Raw genomic sequence first — 19,268 nt, 5'->3', positions numbered from 1 at the left:
ATGACTACTACAACGTATGTCGCCAATGTTGTCGGCATGGCATGGACAACTGCGTCTGGCGATCGTATCGAGGATGTTTTCCAGACTTTACTGGAAAAACAAACCGGTATTGCGCCTGCGCCATCGGATCGAAGCTTGCGTACCGATCTGGCCGCCATGCTGCCGGGTGAATGGCCTGCCGAAATGCGCGAAAAATTGATCGCTCTGACGAAACGCACGGCCCGCCAGGCGCTAGAGGATTCGGGTGCAGCAGAACCTGTGCCGGAGGAGCGACGCTTTTTGATTGTCGGAACCAGTCTGGGATTCCGCCTCGACAGCGAGGCGTTTTGCCGGGAGCCGCTCGACGGCTGGGTCAACGAGGTGGCGGAGTCGCTGGGAATGGAAGGGATAGCCCTTTCTACCGCCTGCTCCTCGGGCTCGGATGCTCTTCTTCTGGGGGCGCATTTAATTGCAACGGGGCAAGCCGATCTGTGCGTGTGCGGCGGCGCCGATATTCTTACTGATTCAAAACGTCTGGCCCATAGCGCATTAGGCACGCTCTCACTTTCTACCCTGAAATCGTTCGATGCTACACACGAAGGAACCATTCTCGGAGAAGGGGCCGGTTTTCTGGTGCTGCAACGAGAAGGCGGCTCTGCACCACGCGTGCTGGCAAGGCTTGTCGGTGCTGGGGCGTCTAACGATGCGGCAGGCTTGACCGCGCCGGATGAGCAAGGCAATGGCATCCGCCTGGCATTGCAGCGTGCCCTGACGCAGGCGGGACTTGAACCTGGCGATATTGCGCTTATTAATGCGCACGGTTCGGGTACCCTGACCAACGATCGGGTTGAAAGCAATGCCTATAACCAGTTTTTCACACATGGTCCCTGGGTCTTCGCAACGAAGGGCAATTTTGGCCATACGCTGGGGGCGACAGGGGCGCTGGAAGCCATCGCGCTCATTCATAGCCTCAATGCGGGCACGATCCCCCCGGTGTATGAACTGAAAAAGCCAATTGATGGCCTGCGTTTTAATTTACCTGCCGCGCAGCCTCAGCCCTTAACGGGAAAGACCGGATTAAGCATGACGATTGGGTTTGGTGGTTTTAACACCTGCCTGATATTTACCGTAATGTAAAAGGTGGGGCAGATAATGAAGATCGTTTCTACGAGTACCGCACGCTCATTAATCTGGTCAGATTTAGATGAGACCTTGCGCCGGGGGCTAAAAACAGCCGACCCATTGTCTTTAAATGTGCTGTTTACTGTCGATGAACTTTATCAACAGCACCAGGCATTGCTGGATAATCATCTTGAAAGCGTCGGGGTTATTCAGTTTGGCACGGCATTCCCGGTGAATACCAGTGAGAAAATTATTCATGACATGGCAATAAAATCGCGTGTCTCTCCGGTCGATTTTATTAATGCCAATGTTGGGGCACCTATTTCCATTTGCTGTACGCGCTATCGCTTTCAGGGACCCACCATGGTACTGACAATGCCGCAGCGCACCGGCAAAGAAATTGCCCTGTCTCTGGCGAGAGAATGGTTAACACAACAGGCAACATATCTTTTTCTGATTCAGGCAGATCACACGCGTGAACATGAAATCGAAATAACAACTCAGTTAGTCACTCAGTAATATTATTAAGGGTAAAGCAATGAAACAAAGTCATTATGATGTGGCCATCATCGGGAGCGGTATTGCAGGAACCATGCTCGGCGCTATTCTGGCAAAACAGAAATTAAACGTGGTAATTATTGACGCCGGTACCCATCCTCGCTTTGCCGTCGGGGAATCGATGGTGCCGGAAAGTGCTGTACTGTTGAAAATTCTGGCGCGTCAGTACAATATTCCTGAGCTGGCGTGGCCGGGGGAAATTCACGCGCTGATGGAAAATATTGGTACGTCGAGCGCCGGTATTAAACTGGCGTTCAGCTTTGCATGGAACGGTAAGAATAAAGCGCATAATCCCCAGGACGTTGTGTCGACACCGGTATTGTCGCCGGAAGCGCATCTGTTCCGTCAGGATATTGATGCCTATTATTTGGCGCTGGCCGCACGTCTGGGGGCCGATATTCGCCAGCAAACCCGCATCCAGTCGATTGAAGAAACCGGCGACGGGATGCTGCTGGATCTGGGAAAAGAGCAGATAAAAGCCAGGTACGTCGTGGATGCAGCAGGCTATCGTTCACCGGTTGCCGATAAGTTTGGCCTGCGCGAGGGTGCACGTGAGATGCAGAGCCGTACGCGTTCGTTGTTCACCCATATGACAGGGGTCAAACTGTATGAAGACGTCATCGCCTCAACGGACGTGACCGGTTCGCCGACCCCGCTCTCACAGAGCACGCTGCACCACATGTTTGAAGGCGGATGGCTGTGGATTATTCCGTTCAACAACCACCCCTATTCGACCAATACCTTATGCAGCGTCGGCCTGCAGTTCGATATTGATAAACATGGTCCCGCAGGCGATCCGGAAGAAGAGTTTACCCGTTTTCTCGATGAGCACCCCTCCGTTGCCCGTCACTTTGAGAGCGCGGCACGGGTACGCGAATGGACCGTTGCACCTCGTCTGAATTACACCAGCCGCGAAAGCGTAGGGGAGCGTTATTGCCTTTTAGGCCATGCAGTGGGCTTTGTCGATCCGCTGTTCTCACGCGGGTTGGTGAATACGTTCGAATCGATTCTGCGCGTCGCGCCTAAAATTGTTCGTGCCGTCAGACAGGATGACTGGTCAGCAGCGAATTTCGCCAGCTATCAGGATTACAGCCTGGAAGTGGTGAAGGTAAACGACAGGCTGGTGGCAAATTCATTCACCGCATTTGATAGCTTCCCTCTGTGGAATGCGTGGTTCCGTATCTGGATTAGCGGCAGTTACATCGGCGTGTTGCGTCTGCGTAAAATCCTCAGCGACTATCAGCAGCACGGTGATGACGAGCGGCTTGAGAAGGAATTTGAAAGCGCAACCTATCCGGGACATCTTTCCATTGAGAGCCCTTACTATGAGGCTATTTTCGATAAGGCCTGCGAAACAATGGAAGCCTATCGCGCCGGTAACCTTCCAGAAAAAGAGGTAATCGCTACGCTTCATTCGCTTTTTGCTGACAACCGCGAGCATTTCCCCATCGATTTCTCTGATTTCACCAATCGTTACCTGTCCCGGGCAACGGAGGAATTTGCCGATTCTCTGTTCTACTGGGCTCATAACGCGCCTGGCGGAATCGGGCACTTGTTCGACCGCGGAGATAAACCGGTCCGTTTCGATTTCCTCGATCCTTACCGCTATGGCGATCGTCAGCAGTTAAACCAGCATGCAGATTCCATGTTGCAACAGGCGCGTCATCAATAACCTGACGGGCGGTTGTTCCGACCGCCCCCTGAGGAGAGCGTTATGGATACTGTAGTCGAGCAGCTTTTGCAGCGACGGGAGGGTGCCGTCGCCCGTGGTATTAACCAGATGCATCCGGTTTATATTCAACGAGCGGAAAATGCGGTGATGTATGACGTCAACAACCGTCGCTACATTGATTTTTCCGGCGGCATTGCCGCGCTCAATACCGGCCATCTTCACCCCAACGTCATCGCGGCCGTTGAACGCCAGCTGCACCAGTTTACTCACAGCTGTTTTGCCGCCACCCCTTATGAATCGTATATCGCGGTGTGTGAACGTATTAACGCCTTAATGCCGGGAGATTTTGACCGACGGAGTTTTCTCCTGACGACGGGGTCCGAAGCGGTGGAAAGCGCGCTTAAGGTTGCCCGCGTGGCCACGCGGCGAAGCGGTGTGATTGTTTTCAGCGGTGCCTATCACGGGCGTACGTTTATGACCCTCGCGATGAACGGCAAAATTGCGCCCTACAGCCAGGGGATGGGGATCATGCCCGGCCCGGTCTTCCGGGCACCCTTCCCGCAGGGAGAGACGGAGCGTGATATTGCTCAGGCGCTGGCGGGCCTCAAGACGATATTAACGAGCGACATTGCCCCCCAGGATGTGGCCGCCATCGTCATTGAGCCCGTTCAGGGAGAGGGCGGGTTTTACGTCGTGCCGCCTGCGTTTATGCGTGCTCTGCGTGAACTTTGTGACCGGGAAGGCATCGTGTTAATCGCGGATGAAGTTCAGTCTGGCGCGGGGCGCACGGGGACGTTCTTTGCTATGGAACAAACCGGTGTTGACGCCGATTTAATTGTGTTCGGTAAATCCGTTGCCGGCGGGCTTCCGTTGTCTGGCGTGGTGGGCCGTGAGTCGCTTATCAACCAGGTGGCACCGGGCGGTCTTGGTGGAACCTGGGCAGGCAACCCGCTTTCCTGCGCGGCGGCGCTGGCGGTACTTAAGCTCTTTGAAGAGACGGACCTGCTGGGCGCAGCCCGGCGTCTGGGTCAACGTCTGCGCTCCGCCTTAGTATCCATTGTCAGCCCTCTGTCGATTGGCTATGAGATACGCGGGACTGGCGCCATGATTGCGCTGGAGCTTTTTTCTCTGGAGCATGGAGAGCGAACGCCGGCGACCGGGCTTATCGATCGGTTAGTCAAAAGCTGTGCCCGTGAGGGGCTTATTCTTCTTAAATGCGGCAAACAGGCAAATGCTATCCGCTTTTTAATGCCGCTAACGATTGAAGACAGCGTTCTGGATGAAGGGCTGACAATTTTTGCCGGCGCGCTGCAGCAGCAGGTCGCGTCTTCAGGCTTAGCAGAGGTGAAATAAAATGGCGCAGTTTGATAGCCGAACATTACGGAACGTATTTGGTCAATTCGCAACTGGCGTGTGTGTCGTGACCATGATGGATAAAGATAACAATTTCCATGGGCTAACCATCAGCAGCTTTAACACCGTCTCCCTGGAACCCCCGCTGGTGCTCTGGAGCCTGCGCAAGCAATCCTGGTACGCTCAGCATTTTCTGGAGGCGGACGCCTTTGCGATAAATGTCCTGTCGGGCCAACAGCATCAGGTTAGCGATATTTTTGCCAGCGCGGGGAGCGACAAATTTCATCGCGTAGACCACCGGGTCAGCGGCTTTAAACTGCCTTTGATTGACGGGGCACTCGCGCATCTTGAATGCAAAATGTGGCGTCAGGTAGACGGTGGCGATCACTGGATATTCATCGGTGAGGTGGTGGATTCGTTACATACTGAAGGTGAACCGCTCATCTTTTTCAACGGTCGCTATGCCACCACCGCGGGTCTGTCGATTCCTGCCTAAAAAAAAAGGGGCTGAAAAGCCCCATAACACGCCGAGCGAAGCGTTAACTAAAAGGGTATTTTTTAAATGCCGCCTGGTTTTCGAAAACGTCGGCAACCGCCTGAATCTTTTTAAAATCCCCGGCGTTAACGACGTGAGGGATCATTGACTGAATAAATGTCCAGATAACCGTACTGGTGACAGCAACCTGATCGGCCACCGCATTTTCCGGACGGGCTTCCAGCAGCGCGTTCCATTCCCGACAGGCAGCCAGCAGCTGGACGGTAATACGTTCTATCCACGGATTATGTTGTTTCTCCGCCGGGCGCAGGTTGTGTTCGTACACATTTTGCACAGCTTTCTCCGCGGCGGCGAGGATAAAGCCCAGCGTCTGGAGATCGTTCGCCAGTGCATCCGGCGTCACGGGCAGGAGTCTCCGTTCAGGCGCGGCCTGAGCCTCAAAATAATTCAGTATGAGAGACGAGTCCATCAGACGTGTTCCATTCTCCAGAACCAGCGTTGGCGCTTTTACCGCAGGGTTAATCCGGGAAAATTCCTCAAATGTGCTGAATACGGACAACGGCTGGCTTTCAAACGCAACGCCATAAAGTTCCAGGGAGGCCGCCACGCGGCGTACATAAGGAGAATCCATCATGCCAATCAGCTTTATCATGATTCCAGTTTTCCTGTCTGTGTGAAAAAACGCTTCATTGAAGATGATAAACAGACATTACAATAAATTCGTTATGGCGAATATCATCAGTATCTTACGGCCTGAGTTAGTATTACTGACAGATTGGCCGGTTAGCGTTTATCAGATTCAGTCTATGAGGGAGTGGTTTCATGTCGGATTTTCCACCTATCGCAAGTTTGCGTAGTTTTGAAGCTGTGGCTCGCCTTGGCAGCGTAACGCTTGCGGCGAAAGAGCTTCACGTTACCCATTCCGCCATCAGCCAGCAGATTAAAGTGCTGGAGGAAATGGTGGGGGTGAAGCTGTTTATCCGTCATGGGCGAGGGGTGCAGATCAACGAAGAGGGGCGTCTCTACGCGTTACAGGTGCGCGAAGCGCTGAATCATATCGCAGATGCTACCCGGTTAGTGCAGGTGAAACCGAGAATACTGGAACTGACGCTGGCGATGGTGCCGTCTTTTGGTTGTCACTGGTTGTTGCCGCGTCTGGAGCGGTTTCGGGAAAAATATCCACACATCACGCTGCGGATCCAGGCCAGTCTGACGATCACCAGCATGCAGCAGGAAGGGATAGATGTGGCGATACGCATGGGGAAAGGTAACTGGGAAGGAAGCGACTGCCATTATCTGTTTTCAGATGAACTGATTGTGGTTGCAGCACCCGGTTATAACGGCGGCATCCTCCCGGCAACGCCAGCAGAGGTGGCAAAGAGTAAAATCATATTCTCCATGGAGTCGTGGAAAACCTGGTGTTTCAATGCGGGACTGGAAAAAGATATTGTGCCCGGCGGGTTATGCATTAACGACTCAAATTTAGTCCTTGAGGCTGTCAGACTCGGTAAAGGTATCGCGCTGGAACGTCGCTCTCTGGTACAGGATGCCATCACCCGGGGCGAACTGGTCCAGCTTACCCCTTTCACTGCACCTTATCCCTGGCCTTACTGGCTGGTGACATCGCAGTTAACGGAAGCGAAACCGGAGGTGGCTCTCTTTAGTGAGTGGCTGGATGAGGAAGTGGCGGCCTGGCGTCAGTTGACAGGGGCAGTGGAAAGTAACGGCTAACAGAAAAGCAAAAAGCCTGCTCTAAAAGCAGGCTTTTCAAATTTGGCTCCTCTGACTGGACTCGAACCAGTGACATACGGATTAACAGTCCGCCGTTCTACCGACTGAACTACAGAGGAATCGTGTGAACGAGGCGAATAGTAGCGACCTCAGTTCGTCTTGTCAAAGGGGGAAAACGTACTTTTCGTTCGTTTGCCGACAATTTCAGCAAATCGCTGATTTTATAGCAAATTCGTGCTGAAATTACGCAGCAAATTGCGCCGCCCGCAGGCGGCGCACAGGATTAGAACAGTACGGAGTAGTTCAGACCAAACGTACGGCCACGGCCTTTATAGGTATACAGACCTGGCGCACCGTAGGTTGGGCTATACAGCCCCGGCGCGCGCTGGCCCCAGGCGGTGGTGTAGTCTTTGTCCAGCACGTTTTCCACGCTGAAGCTCACTTTACCCACCGGCAGGGCGTAGCTGCCCAGGAAGTCGACCGTGTTATAGCCATCGATCTTCTTGCCGTCCGCATCTGACACGTCAAAGGTCTGCGTGCTCTGCACGCGCAGGGTCCAGTCGCCCGGCGCCCAGTTGACCCATGCGCTGGCTTTAGACGGGCTGGCGCTGTCTACCGTCAGCTTCTCCCATTTGCCGTTTTCGCGGGTTTCAGACTTAATGGCGTTAAAGTTCGCGCCCGTGCTCCAGTCGCTGTCGGTGAAGAAATAGTCCACCTGGCCTTCAATCCCGTAGATACGACGCTTGTCGTCTTCGAGGTTGATGGTCATGTCCGTCTTGTTGATGGTGATCGTTTTGTCCGAGAGCGAGTAATACGCCGCGACCTGGGTACGCAGGTTATCGCCGGTGTAGCGCCAGCCCAGCTCGTATGCGTTGACCTTGATGCCGTCAAGCGTCGAGTCGTTCACGTTCACGCTATTCAGCAGGCGATAGTGACCGTTGCTGAGCTGATAAGTCCCGGAACCGTAGTACTTCGCCAGATCCGGAATTTCAAAGCCCTGGGAGAAGTTAAACCACAGCTGCTGCTGTTCGGTCAGACGACCGAGGATCCCGGCGTTGAACAGGAAGTTATTGTAATCGGTTTTCCCGCCCGGCACCGCGTCTGCGGAGGTGGCTTTCCCGGTTGCAATGGCCTGCTGCTGGGCGTAACCCACAAAATCGTCCACCTTGTTTTCGGTGTACTGGTAGCGCACGCCGCCGCTCAGGGTGATGGCGTCAATGTCGTAGCTGGCCTGCAGGAACGGGGCGAGGTTGGTAATGCTGTAACCCGGGTAGCGGCCCACGTTATAGGCGTTATCAAGCTCCATGCCGCCGCTCGCCGCTGCTTTGCTCAGATCAAAGAACTGCTGATTGGCATCGAAGGTTTCATGGTCGGCATCCACACCCCAGGTCAGGGTTAAATCATCCATCGGTTTGCTGTTCAGCGTCAGCTTGCCGCCGTAAAAATCGGTTTTCTGCTGCGACGCACCGATGCTGCTCACGACGCCTTTGGTCAGGGTCGGGAAGGGGTAGTAGGTCAGGCTTTCGTCACGATAGTAAATCTGCGCAACCAGATCCTGGCCCCAGAAGTCGGTATTGGAGTATTGCAGGTTAATCAGATGACGCTCGGTACCCGGTATACGGTCAGAATCGAGATTACCTTTGTTATAGGCAGTCGCATCGCCCGTGACCGCCGAGAAGTTTTTCCCGAGGTACAGGCCATGCTTGCCGTCGGACTCGCTCTTATAGTACTGCGTCGTGAGCTGAAGCTGCTGGTGTTCATCAATGTTGAGGGTGCCGGTCCCCATCACATCAATACGGTCGGAATACTGTAAGCCGGTCTGGGTGTTATCAATGATCACCTCGTCGCCGTTGCCGTCATACCAGCCGCCGTAACGCTGATACGACACCGACAGACGACCCGAGGCGTTGTCGTTGCCGCCGCTGACCGCCGCCGACACGTTCTCATCGTGGTCGTTGTGGCTGTTAAAGCCGCTTTTTGCTCCGGTCTGGAACTCAACTTCGGTCTCCGGCTGGCCTTTTTTGGTGACGATGTTCACCAGGCCGCCGGTGCTGCCGCCGCCGTAGAGGGACGTGGCGCCGGAGATCACTTCGATACGGTCAATGTTGAACGGATCGATGGAGTCGAGCTGGCGGCTGTCGCTGCGGGAGGAGTTCAGGCGCACGCCGTCCACCATCACCATCATCGAGCGGCCGCGCAGGTTCATACCGTAGTTGGTACGCCCCTGGCTGCTGACGTCCATGCCCGGGATCAGCTGCGCCAGGACTTCTTTAATCTCCTTTCCGCCCTGAACCTGCTGCTCAATTTCAGACCGTTCAATAACCCACGTGGTCTGCGCCATCTCGGCCACGCTGCGGTGTGCACGGCTGGCGGAGACCACGATATTTTCTTCCTTTTGTTCTTCCGCCCACGCAGAGGTAGAAAGCATTGCAAGCAAGCAAGGATTTAAAACCCAAAGATGAGAACGTTTCATTGTTATGTTGATCCTGATTGTGTGTGTCAGTACTCGGTCGTTTTCTCTAACGCGTTAAAAACCGGGCTGCTGTCCTGGCTGGCGGTGGTGCGCCAGTGGATAACGCCGGGTGTGGTAGCCAGCTCAAATGGCTCGTCAGGATGCGCGCGGTTAAGAATGCGTGCGGCACGCCAGGCCATCAGGCTGAGCTGGGGTTCAGCAATGCCGAGACGGTGCATCCCGGCATTGACGGCAAACAGGCGGTTGCTCTGCGGGCCGTCCCATTCGAGGGTGAAATCGTTGTTGATGCAGAAGGCTTCGTCCGTATCCAGATGCAGGCGGTGAGACAGCGGGGCAAGGAACGCAGGCTGCACGGCGCGGTAACCGGTGGCAAAGATCACCACGTCGGTATCCAGCTGTTCGCGACCGCCGTCGAGATGATGCTGTATGCTCAGACGCTGACCGTTTTCCTGACGCGCCAGTGACGTCACCGAGCGGGACGGCAGAAGGTGCGCCCACGGTTTTTCGCGCAGCACCTCAAAGCGGTGATACATGGCGCGGTAAATTGCCAGCAGGGACTCGGTGGTAATGCCGTCAGAGGTCATCTTCTGCTCGTGCAGCATCTGACGACGGGCCTCTTCGCCGAGCGTGGAGAAGCTGTCCACATACTCCGGCGTGAAGTACTCGTTGGCGAAGGCGGCTTCATCCAGCGCGTTATAATTGTTACGGCGCGACACCCAGTTCAGGCTTAGCGGCTGGCCCCATTCCCCGCGGAAGATATTTAAGAACAGGTCGGCACCGCTCTGGCCGCCACCGACGACGGTCACGCGCTTGCCCGCTAAATTTGGCGTGCGCAGCATCATCTCGCTGGCGTGGAAACAGGTGTCGTCCTGCACCGTCACGCAATCCGGGAGGTTAATCTGTTTGCCAATCCCCACGCAGACGTGGCGGGCAAAGAACCGATCCCGCTGGGTCACGACCTCAAACAGACCGCTTGTCTCATCAAAGCTCACCTGTTGCACCTGCTGGCTGAAGGCGAGATTGGTGAGGTTTTCTGCCGCCCAGCACAGGTAATCGGCAAACTCTTCGCGAGACACCGTGCGCTGTTCGGTGGTCAGGAAGCGGTAGAACTTTTTACGCTGCACCAGGTAGTTCAGGAAGCTGTGGCGGTTGGTCGGCTCCACGGCGCTGACCAGATCCTTCAGGAAGCTGGTCTGCATGTGGCAGTCCGGCACCATCATCCCCGGGTGCCAGGAGAAGTGCGGCTTGCGCTCAAGGAACAGCGAGCTAAAACCGTCCAGCCCTTCTGCCAGGGCGGCGATGCTGAGGTTAAACGGGCCAATACCAATGCCGATGAAATCATAGGTTTTCATTGCGCTGACTCCCGGGAGGCCAGAAAAAGAGGGTTATCAAGGTCGGTAATGTAGTTCGGCAGCATGCGGCTGCCGCCGTCATGCTCGGAGAAGGTCAGTTTGACCGGGTTGAGGATCACGCGAATAATTTGCGGCTTAAACAGGTCGAACATCGCGAAACGTTCCGCAAGCTCGGGGTGCGCAGCCATATACCGGCGCAATACCCCCGCCAGGATTTGATAGAAACGGATTTCGCTCACGCCGCATTGCAGGGTGAGACGCGAGATAAAGCGCTGCACCGTCACAAAGTTGCCGGTTTGCAGGTCGTGGATGATGTAATCCGCGCTCAGACGTGCCGTAACGTCCTTCACCTGCGCCGGCAGGCTCTGCGCCTGCGGGAAATCTTCGTCCACCAGACGCATATCACCCTGGAAATCCTTCAGCAGGATGCGCTGCGGCACGTAGTTTTTCATCACCAGCGTCACGTTCTGACCGTGGGCGATCAGCGCCACGCCGTAGCGGCAGAGCAGGTGATAGAACGGGATCACCGTCGCGTCGAACAGCTTTTCAAGCCAGGCTTCGGCGCTTAGCCCCGAGCGCTTAATCCACGCGTCGATCAGCGGACGCCCGGCGTTATCGGTTTCCATCAGCGCCGCCATCAGCACCGCCTGTTCACCGTCTTCTAAATAACAGGACGGATTCTCGCGCCAGATAACCCCCAGCATCTCCTGATAGCGGTAGGGCGCTTTCGGTAATGCGGCATAGCCCGGATGCGACAGATATCCGGCGGCGGGTTCACCCAGTACCTGCGCGCCGCAGCGAATCAGCGTGGCGTCAGAGGCGAACTGCTGCTGCAGCCAGCGCGAGGCCAGCGGCCCGGCGGCAATGTATTTGCCCGGAATGCCGCGATAGCAGGAGGTGTTATAGATGGTCAGCGGCAGCTTGATGTCAAACGGCGCGCGACGGCTGGCGTTGGTGAGCGTGCGCAGGGACTGCTGCGCCAGATACTCATCGCCAAATTCGCCCAGCTCCACCATCTCACCGCGCGCCAGCTGCGCCAGGAAGTGAATGGCAATTTTCTGCTGCCACTGCCACGGGTGTAGCGGCACGGGCAGCCAGCTTTCGTCGAGCCCCAGCGCCTGCCAGCGATGCTCAAACCGGACGTGCTCGGCGTTGTCCATGGTACTGGCAAGCAGATTCTGAATGTCGCAATCGGCGTCGCTGCTCCAGACCAGGTGTTCACGCTGAACGGCAACCCAGTGCAGACGAAAACGTCCGCGATACTCAGGCGCGTACTGATGCAGGGCATCCAGCCCCCATCCGCGGCGGCCTTTGTTGAAAATAAACTTAGGATGACCGCTCATCAGACACTGTAATTCATCCGGGTCGAGGTGGATCAGCGCGTCGGCATCCAGCGCTTCACGCGCCTGGAGCAGCTGAATATCACCGCGCAGCGTGGCGTAAAGATCTTCCATATGCTCCGCCGTTTGCGCGTCGCTCATCTCCAGCACGGTCGCCAGCTGCAGCAGCGCGCTTTCCGCTTCCACGGCGGCGCCGCTGGCGGTGGTCAGGGTATCAGGATCGATATGCAGCCAGCCCCAGATCCCGCGCGTGGCGCGAAACTGCCAGGACTCCGTGCCCATGGTGATGCGCCAGCCGTCCGATGAAACCGGCTCAGCGCGCAGGGTACGTTCGTATTCCAGCTCGGCGAGGATCTTCGCCACCATCTCGCGGTTTACTTTCTGCCAGAGCGCGTTCACAGTTCCACCTCATGGAAGAAGCGGTGACGCTCGCTCACGATCAGGCGCGAGCGCTTGTGCGGGAAGTCGAACTCTTTTGCGGTGTCGAAACCGGCGGACGCCAGGTGGCGGAACAGGCGTTGGTTGTCGAAGCGCGGCTCGGCCACAATGCGCGTCGTGCGCGGTTCATCCAGATACAGGTAGTGGCTCAGACCGCGCAGCCAGCTGCGGATGTACTGCGCGCCGCGCCAGCGCTCTTCGCCCACCAGCATATGCAGCCCGCGGTCGAACGGCTGCCAGCGGTAGTGGCGGCCAATGCGGTCTTCTGGCGCCCAGTAGAGTTCAAAGTAGCCGAACGGCTGGTCGTCGAAGCAGCCGATAACCGGGTAGCAGTACGTCGAGTCAAGCTGACGGCGCAGGTAGTTTTCCTGTTCGGCCTGCGGGCCGGCCATCTCCCAGAAGGCGTTCACGCGCGGGTTGTTCATCCATTGAGTGAATCGTTCGCCGTCCAGCGCCACGTCGGCCACGCGGAAGCTCAGCGTGCGTTTAATTTGCGGATCGTAACGGCGATACACCTCACCCTGCGGGCGGCGAGGGCGCTGCGGGAAGTACAGCTGACGGCTCTCATCAAACTGCATACCGTTGCTCGCCTGCGGTCGTTCACCTTTCAGCCAGAGCGGCAATTGCCAGAAGGTTTCACGCGCCAGGTAATCCCCGTGGGCCAGGCTAAACAGCGCCTTTGCCTGAGGTTCATCCTGCCAGGTTGCCCACGGCAGCGTAATGCCGGTCAGCGTGGGGGCGGCGACAAACAGCTGATCCAGCGCTTCCACCAGCCAGCCCGCCGGGATAGCCCCGAGACGCTCCAGCACCGCGCTGCCGTCGAGACCTAACGTCAGCGGCAGCGCGGTATCCGTTGCGGTGCAGCGAAAGCCGAAGCCAGAATGGACGATATTCGCGATGGCCATTACGCCTTCTCCTTGTAGAACGGGTTGCTAAAGTCGAAATAGATCACCGCCGGATCGGCGATGGTGTTTTCGTTGCGATCGTGCAGATAACAGAAGAAGTTGCCTTTGCAGTTCCAGGTCGGGCTGTCCAGCACGTAGTCAAGGCAGCGGGTCTGCTTCGCCGTACGGCGCAGCGCGATTAGCGCGTCACGCACGCGCGCCATCAGGCGCTCTTCACTGTCGAAACCGGCGGCGGCAAGGGCGGCAGTCACCGCAAGGGTGGAGTTCAGCAGCAGGTAGTAAGGGAAGTAGCGCAGCAGCTGGCTCTCACCGAAGCGGTTTTCCACGTCAGTTTCACCCGCCTCTTTCAGCCACCCGTCGGCTCCTTCGGTCCAGGCGCTGCCCTGGCAGTCACGGTAGATAAGCCCGACGGGGAAATCCTGCTGCATCTCAACGAGGATATTTTGCTGGTGGGCGAGCAGCACCAGGCCGTAGTCCGCCTCGGCGCTGAACAGGGGGAGTAACACGCGGTCGCAATAGGCGTCCAGCCAGCAGCGTGCGGCCTGAGCGAGGGGTAAATCCAGACGCTGGCTCAGACGACGCACTGCCGCAGCCAGCAGGCTGTCACCGCCATCCGGGGCGGCCTGGGTCAGGCTGACCAGCACGTTGGTCTGCGTGTCCGGCGTATCAAACAGCAGATTGACGCGCAGGGCCATCAGGCTCTCTTCCTGCACCACGCCGTTTTCGTCACGCAGCCCCGCCCAGCCGTCTTCCTGCATCACGCGCATCGTCGGGTAGCGTGCCTGAAGCGTTTGCCAGCGTTCCGTTTTCGCCAGGCGCGCCAGGCGCATCCCGCGCTTAACTTCTTTCACCGACAGCGTGCGCACGGAATTGGTCAGGCGCACGCTGAGGGAGAATTTAATCATGTCGCTGTTGGTTTCGCTGTACAGCGAGCGGGACGAGCTGGTGGGCAGCCACTGTGCGCCCGCTTCGCCCAGATCCTGCAATGAACCGTTTTCCACCAGACGCTGGCACCAGGCCTGACCCAGCAGATGCTCTGCCTGCCATGGGTGCATAGGCAACAGCCAGCGCGTGTCGGTGAAGTGGCCGAGCAGCTCAGGCGCGCTCTGGGCGGCGAAGCGCAGCAGACGTTCGCGCAGGGAGACGTTCAGGCTGTCACCAGCAATGCGCGTGCTCTCAACGGCAAACCAGCGCAGCGGGAAACGGGAGGCAAAATCAGGCAGATAGCGACGCGCTTCGGTTTCGTTGAATGGCTCGTGCGACTTCGGTGCCGGGTGAAATGCGTGGCCGACCAGCAGCGCCTGTTCCGCTTCAGCAAACGTCAGCGGTTTATCACGCAGCGTGGACCAGCTGTGGCGCAGGTCGATCGCCTGCCAGGTATGCGCATGACTTTCCAGCACGCGTTGCTTAAAACGCGCCAGCGTATCGGCATCAAGAACGCCTTTTACTGATGGTTTTTCAAGAAGTAAATCAACCAGTTGGGTATATGTGACGGCGTCACCGCAGTCGCTATCGCTCTGGATAAGCGTTGCCGGGAAACAGTACTGATGGTGCTGGGTGGGGGAGAAATAGCGTACCGGAACCCGCAGGGCCTGAGCGGGAGAAAGCGGGATATGAATATGCGCCAGCTCATCCGCAGCGGCTGCGGGGAGATAGCGCCAGTCCGTCGTTTCGCGCAGCAGGGCGTTTAAAAAACACTGGGCCGCAACGTCTGTACCGGCGGAGCGGGGCAGAGTACGCATAGATGTACCTCATTCCATGATTGATAATAATTCTCGTTATGATATTCATTCTATTTACACTCGCAACCATTTTTGCAATATTTGTTTTCATAAACTTCATAATTTCCACACATTTATTGACACTATGTTCACATTCTCATGCGCGCTAATTCAGAAACGCTGACTGAAAACGTCACCTCTAAAGCCAACTGGCCGCTGGCACTCTGTGCAGGTTTATTGGGCATCGGGCAGAACGGTTTGCTGGTCATGCTCCCGCAGCTGGTGAACCTGACCGGGCTGTCGCTCTCGGTCTGGGCCGGGCTGTTAATGTTCGGCTCCATGCTTTTTTTACCGGCATCGCCCTGGTGGGGGCGTCAGAGCGAGCGACGCGGCTGTAAGGTCGTGATGGTGGCCTCGCTCAGCGGCTATCTTGCCAGCTTCGCCGTGATGGCCGTGGTGGTCTGGGCAATGGCGGCCGGGTTGCTCCAGAGCACCTGGGGGCTGGCGGGGTTGATCTTTTCGCGCCTGCTCTACGGTTTAACCGTGTCGGGGATGGTGCCTGCCGCCCAGACCTGGGCTATTCAGCGTGCGGGGCTGGACAAACGCATGGCGGCGCTGGCCACCATCAGCTCCGGCCTGAGCTGCGGCCGTCTGCTGGGGCCACCGCTGGCAGCAATGATGCTCAGCATTAACCCGGTGGCACCGCTCTGGCTCATGGCGATTGCGCCGTTTATCGCTCTGCTGCTGGTGCTGCGAGAAGTGGCCGACCCTCCACTGCCGCCGGTGGCGCATCAGGCGACCCGTCTGCAGGTCTCTATGCTGCCGTTCCTGCTGCTGGCGATGCTGCTGGCGGCGCTGGTGAGCCTGATGCAGCTTGGCCTCACGCCGCATCTCAGCCCCTTGCTGGAGGGCAACGCCCGTGAGATCAGCCACCATGTTGCGCTCCTGCTGAGCCTGGCCGCGCTGGCCACGCTCGCGGCGCAATTTTTGATTGTTCGCCCGCAACACTTCAGCCCGCTGACGTTGCTCTGTATGGCGGCGGTATTGATGGTGGCAGGACTTGGGTTGATGTGTATTGCCGGGCTGGCGCTGTTTTACGTGGGAATTGCTGTCACCTCGCTCGGCGCGGCGATGGCTACACCGGGCTATCAGCTACTGTTGAACGATCGGCTGACCACGGGGAAAGGCGCGGGCGCGATCGCCACCAGCCATACGTTAGGCTACGGCATCAGCGCGCTGCTGGTGCCCGTAGTCACGCGCTTTTTCGGTGAGCAGTATTTAACGATGGCGGCAGGGGGAATGGCGGTGCTGTTTCTCGTACTGAGCATCGGGGTACGGTTAACCGGGCGCACCCCTGTCGAAAAAAATTAATGTACCTGGTGAGGGGAAGGGCCGACCGCCTCATTTTGACGCAGACGCTTAAGCGGATCCTGCTGATAAAACTGGGTAAAACGCTGCCATAGCGCCGGGAAACGCGGGGCGAAGAGTTCGGGGGCGCTGAAGAAGTACTCTGAAAGCACCGCGAAGCACTCTGCGGGGTCGGTCGCCGCGTAGGCATCAATGCTGGCGGCACTTTCGCCCACGAGATCGATCTCGTCCTGGATGTTATCCATCGCCGCATGCAGATCGTGCTCCCATCCTGCGACTTCACGCAGCGGGATCAGCGGAACGCCGCTGGCGCGGTCGCCGTTGCGGGTATCCAGCTTATGCGCGACTTCATGAATAATCAGATTAAAGCCTGACGCGTCGAACGAGTCCTGAATGTCGAGCCAGTTCAGGATAATCGGCCCTTGCTGCCAGCTTTGTCCGGACTGTACCACCCGCTGGTTGTGTACCAGGCCGATGTCATCCTCCCACTCATCGTCGACGATGAAGGGCGCCGGGTAGATCAGCACTTCGTGGAAGCCGTCCAGCCACTCGATACCCAGTTCAAGCACCGGCAGGCAGAAAAGCAGGGCGATACGCGCGTTTTTCAGGGGATCCAGCTCGAAGCCCTGCAGAGGAACCAGGCGTTTTTGCTGCAAAAAACGATCCGCCAGCTGAACCAGTTTTGACTGTTCGTCCGGCTGGAGATTCGCCAGAACAGGGATCGCCAGCGCGTCATCCCACGGCAGCGCCATATCCCGGCCAGCCTCATTCGTTTTCCAGGGCCACTTAATCATCGCTTTGCTCGCAAACTCGTCACTTGAACAAAAATGGGAAAGTCAGGTTCAGTTAAGATGCCAGAAAATGGCTTATTTCTACACTTCCAGCCTGAATAAACTATCATTTCGTACAGAGCAGTGGGTAGCGCTTTGCAGGCATCACCTTCATTTTGTGATGTCTGTCGTAGCCTTTATCCGCAGCCCGAGTGAATAAATCAGTCCGGTATTGAAAAGATGAGTGATTTCAAAGGTAACAAGCAGAACCTGCCCAGTCGAGCGTGTGTGCACTGCCAGCGGCCCATGACGTGGCGCAAGAAGTGGGCGAAATGCTGGGATGAGGTCAAATTCTGTTCTGAGCGCTGTCGCAGGAGCCACCGTTGACCGAACTACGCCTGATTCTGGGCGATCAGCTCAATCCACATCACAGCTGGTTTGATACCTGCAGCCCGAATGTCATTTACGTGATGCTGGAACTGCGGGCAGAAACCGCGTATGTCCTTCATCATGCTCAGAAAATCATCGCTATCTTCGCGGCCATGCGCGCGTTTGCCGCTGAGTTAAAAGAGAAGGGGCATCGGGTAAGGTATGTCCGGCTCTCTGAGGGTTCAAATCGCGGCGCGCTGGAAGATAATCTCAACGCGCTTATCGCACATTACCATGCTGGCAGGGTGATGTGGCAGGAGCCCGATGAATGGCGCCTTGATGCGCAGTTGCAGGCGTGGGCGAAAACGGCGACCATCGAGACGACCTGCGTCAGCAGCGAGCATTTTTTCTCCTCCCGAGAGCAGGTGAGCGCGTTCTTTGCATCGCGTAAAAGCTGGCGAATGGAATATTTTTATCGGGAAATGCGTCGTCAGCATGGCGTGCTGTTGACCCCGGAAGGCGAGCCCGAAGGGGGGAAATGGAATTTCGATGCTGAAAACCGCAAGCGCTGGTCCGGCGAACCGCCTGCTCCGGATGACTCTCGCGTCTGCCACGATCGCTCAGCATTATGGGAAGAGATCCAACGCTGCGGCGTACGCACCTTTGGCGAACCGCAGGCCAACACTTTTCGCTGGCCAGTCGACCGTGCTGAAGCTAAAGCCCGGCTGGATGCGTTTATTTCGCACGTCCTGCCCCAGTTTGGTAACTGGCAGGATGCAATGCACACGGAAGAACCTTTTCTTTTCCACTCCTTAATTTCATTTGCGCTGAACACCAAAATGCTCAATCCCCGTGAAGTGGTTGCCGCCGCCGAGCAGGCATGGCGCTCGGGTGATGCGCCGTTGCCTGCTGTCGAAGGGTTCATCCGGCAAATTCTTGGCTGGCGGGAGTATGTGCGCGGGATCTACTGGTCGCAAATGCCGGGCTATCGGGAGCTGAATGCGTTAGAGCAGCACACCCCGCTGCCGGAGTGGTTCTGGACGGGCGAGACGCAAATGCGCTGCCTGGCGCACGCCATTGGACAGTCGCTCACTGAGGCTTACGCTCACCATATCCAGCGCCTGATGATTATCGGGAATTTTAGCCTGCTCGGTGGTCTCTCGCCGCAGGCGGTACATGAATGGTATCTGGGCGTGTATATTGATGCGTTTGAGTGGGTGGAATTGCCCAATACTCTCGGCATGAGCCAGTTTGGCGATGGCGGTTTACTGGCCAGTAAGCCTTATGTTTCAAGCGCGTCTTACATCCATAAGATGAGTAACTACTGTCAGGGATGTCGGTATCAACACAATCAACGCACCGGCGAGCTGGCGTGTCCCTTCAATGCGCTTTACTGGGATTTCTTTGTGCGTAACCAGGCACGTCTCGGTCACAACCCCCGGCTGGGCATTGTCTTTAAACAACTCGCGGATATGACGGAAGAGGAACGGCACGCTATTGCTGAGCGCGCCGGACACATTCGTCTCAATCTCAACGACCTTTGAACGGCATTCCGACACCGCGCCGGTTGCGGCAGGTTAATAAGCCGTTATTATTTTGGACTTTGTAACGTATTCCCTGA

The 19,268-nt window shown here is 56.9% G+C and carries 16 protein-coding genes and 1 tRNA gene; 9 read left to right on the top strand and 8 right to left on the bottom strand.

What is annotated here, in order from left to right:
- From ACOTYN_RS16200 to ACOTYN_RS16180, 5 genes are read left to right on the top strand one after another with little or no spacing between them, the layout of a single operon-like run.
- Complete coding sequence (locus tag ACOTYN_RS16200; RefSeq protein ID WP_248185729.1) at window positions 1-1,116, top strand: beta-ketoacyl synthase N-terminal-like domain-containing protein; 1,116 nt, start codon at window positions 1-3, stop codon at window positions 1,114-1,116.
- A gap of 15 nt (window positions 1,117-1,131) precedes the next feature.
- Window positions 1,132-1,620 carry a hypothetical protein gene (locus ACOTYN_RS16195; protein ID WP_045269270.1) on the top strand — a complete coding sequence of 163 codons (489 nt, stop codon included), beginning with the start codon at window positions 1,132-1,134 and terminating at the stop codon, window positions 1,618-1,620.
- Between the two features lie 19 nt (window positions 1,621-1,639).
- A complete protein-coding gene (locus tag ACOTYN_RS16190) occupies window positions 1,640-3,331 on the top strand; it encodes an NAD(P)/FAD-dependent oxidoreductase (RefSeq protein WP_071922079.1) in 1,692 nt (563 codons plus the stop codon).
- Between the two features lie 42 nt (window positions 3,332-3,373).
- Window positions 3,374-4,684: an aminotransferase class III-fold pyridoxal phosphate-dependent enzyme gene (locus ACOTYN_RS16185; protein WP_045269268.1), complete on the top strand. Its 1,311-nt coding sequence runs from the start codon at window positions 3,374-3,376 to the stop codon at window positions 4,682-4,684.
- Window position 4,685: 1 nt separating this feature from the next.
- Complete coding sequence (locus ACOTYN_RS16180) at window positions 4,686-5,180, top strand: flavin reductase family protein (RefSeq protein ID WP_023330841.1); 495 nt, start codon at window positions 4,686-4,688, stop codon at window positions 5,178-5,180.
- 43 nt (window positions 5,181-5,223) lie between these two features.
- On the opposite strand, the gene ACOTYN_RS16175 is transcribed toward ACOTYN_RS16180, so the two are convergent.
- Window positions 5,224-5,832 (bottom strand): glutathione S-transferase family protein, encoded by a 609-nt coding sequence (locus tag ACOTYN_RS16175; RefSeq protein WP_071922080.1) that lies wholly within the window; start codon window positions 5,830-5,832, stop codon window positions 5,224-5,226.
- A gap of 170 nt (window positions 5,833-6,002) precedes the next feature.
- On the opposite strand from ACOTYN_RS16175, the gene ACOTYN_RS16170 reads away from it, so the two are divergent.
- On the top strand, window positions 6,003-6,911 hold the full coding sequence (locus tag ACOTYN_RS16170; protein WP_014884433.1) for a LysR substrate-binding domain-containing protein: 909 nt from the start codon (window positions 6,003-6,005) through the stop codon (window positions 6,909-6,911).
- 43 nt (window positions 6,912-6,954) lie between these two features.
- Here the strand turns inward: ACOTYN_RS16170 and ACOTYN_RS16165 are convergent.
- The 6 genes from ACOTYN_RS16165 to ACOTYN_RS16140 all read right to left on the bottom strand — a co-directional run bounded on the left by ACOTYN_RS16165 (window position 6,955) and on the right by ACOTYN_RS16140 (window position 15,161).
- Window positions 6,955-7,030: transfer RNA gene (locus ACOTYN_RS16165), tRNA-Asn, on the bottom strand.
- 164 nt (window positions 7,031-7,194) lie between these two features.
- Complete coding sequence (locus ACOTYN_RS16160) at window positions 7,195-9,384, bottom strand: TonB-dependent siderophore receptor (RefSeq protein ID WP_023330840.1); 2,190 nt, start codon at window positions 9,382-9,384, stop codon at window positions 7,195-7,197.
- 26 nt (window positions 9,385-9,410) lie between these two features.
- Entirely contained in the window at window positions 9,411-10,736 is a 1,326-nt protein-coding gene (locus ACOTYN_RS16155; RefSeq protein ID WP_059372591.1) for a lysine N(6)-hydroxylase/L-ornithine N(5)-oxygenase family protein, read from the bottom strand.
- A complete protein-coding gene (iucC, locus tag ACOTYN_RS16150; protein ID WP_332957431.1) occupies window positions 10,733-12,475 on the bottom strand; it encodes an aerobactin synthase IucC in 1,743 nt (580 codons plus the stop codon). The genes ACOTYN_RS16155 and iucC overlap by 4 nt, the downstream gene beginning before the upstream one ends.
- Window positions 12,472-13,419 carry a GNAT family N-acetyltransferase gene (locus ACOTYN_RS16145; RefSeq protein WP_045281557.1) on the bottom strand — a complete coding sequence of 316 codons (948 nt, stop codon included), beginning with the start codon at window positions 13,417-13,419 and terminating at the stop codon, window positions 12,472-12,474. Before ACOTYN_RS16145 ends, iucC begins: the two co-directional genes overlap by 4 nt.
- The gene (locus ACOTYN_RS16140) at window positions 13,419-15,161 is read right to left on the bottom strand and encodes an IucA/IucC family protein (RefSeq protein WP_023330836.1); all 1,743 of its coding nucleotides are present in this window, start codon (window positions 15,159-15,161) and stop codon (window positions 13,419-13,421) included. The genes ACOTYN_RS16145 and ACOTYN_RS16140 overlap by 1 nt, the downstream gene beginning before the upstream one ends.
- A 138-nt stretch (window positions 15,162-15,299) precedes the next feature.
- Between ACOTYN_RS16140 and ACOTYN_RS16135 the strand changes: the two genes are divergently transcribed.
- Entirely contained in the window at window positions 15,300-16,511 is a 1,212-nt protein-coding gene (locus ACOTYN_RS16135; RefSeq protein WP_045281555.1) for an MFS transporter, read from the top strand.
- Here ACOTYN_RS16135 and mtfA read toward each other — a convergent pair.
- A complete protein-coding gene (gene mtfA / locus ACOTYN_RS16130; RefSeq protein WP_014884426.1) occupies window positions 16,508-17,302 on the bottom strand; it encodes a DgsA anti-repressor MtfA in 795 nt (264 codons plus the stop codon). The genes ACOTYN_RS16135 and mtfA overlap by 4 nt on opposite strands.
- A gap of 216 nt (window positions 17,303-17,518) precedes the next feature.
- Here mtfA and ACOTYN_RS16125 point away from each other — a divergent pair, with 216 nt between their 5' ends.
- The gene (locus tag ACOTYN_RS16125; RefSeq protein WP_074171532.1) at window positions 17,519-17,665 is read left to right on the top strand and encodes a DUF2256 domain-containing protein; all 147 of its coding nucleotides are present in this window, start codon (window positions 17,519-17,521) and stop codon (window positions 17,663-17,665) included.
- Window positions 17,662-19,191, top strand: a complete 1,530-nt coding sequence (locus ACOTYN_RS16120) for a cryptochrome/photolyase family protein (protein WP_332957428.1) — start codon at window positions 17,662-17,664, stop codon at window positions 19,189-19,191. Before ACOTYN_RS16125 ends, ACOTYN_RS16120 begins: the two co-directional genes overlap by 4 nt.
- Window positions 19,192-19,268: the final 77 nt, after the last annotated feature.

Source organism: Enterobacter cloacae complex sp. IR5458, from assembly GCF_049238025.1.
GTDB classification, from domain to species: domain Bacteria; phylum Pseudomonadota; class Gammaproteobacteria; order Enterobacterales; family Enterobacteriaceae; genus Enterobacter; species Enterobacter kobei.
This window is presented reverse-complemented; position numbering and strand designations above follow the sequence as displayed.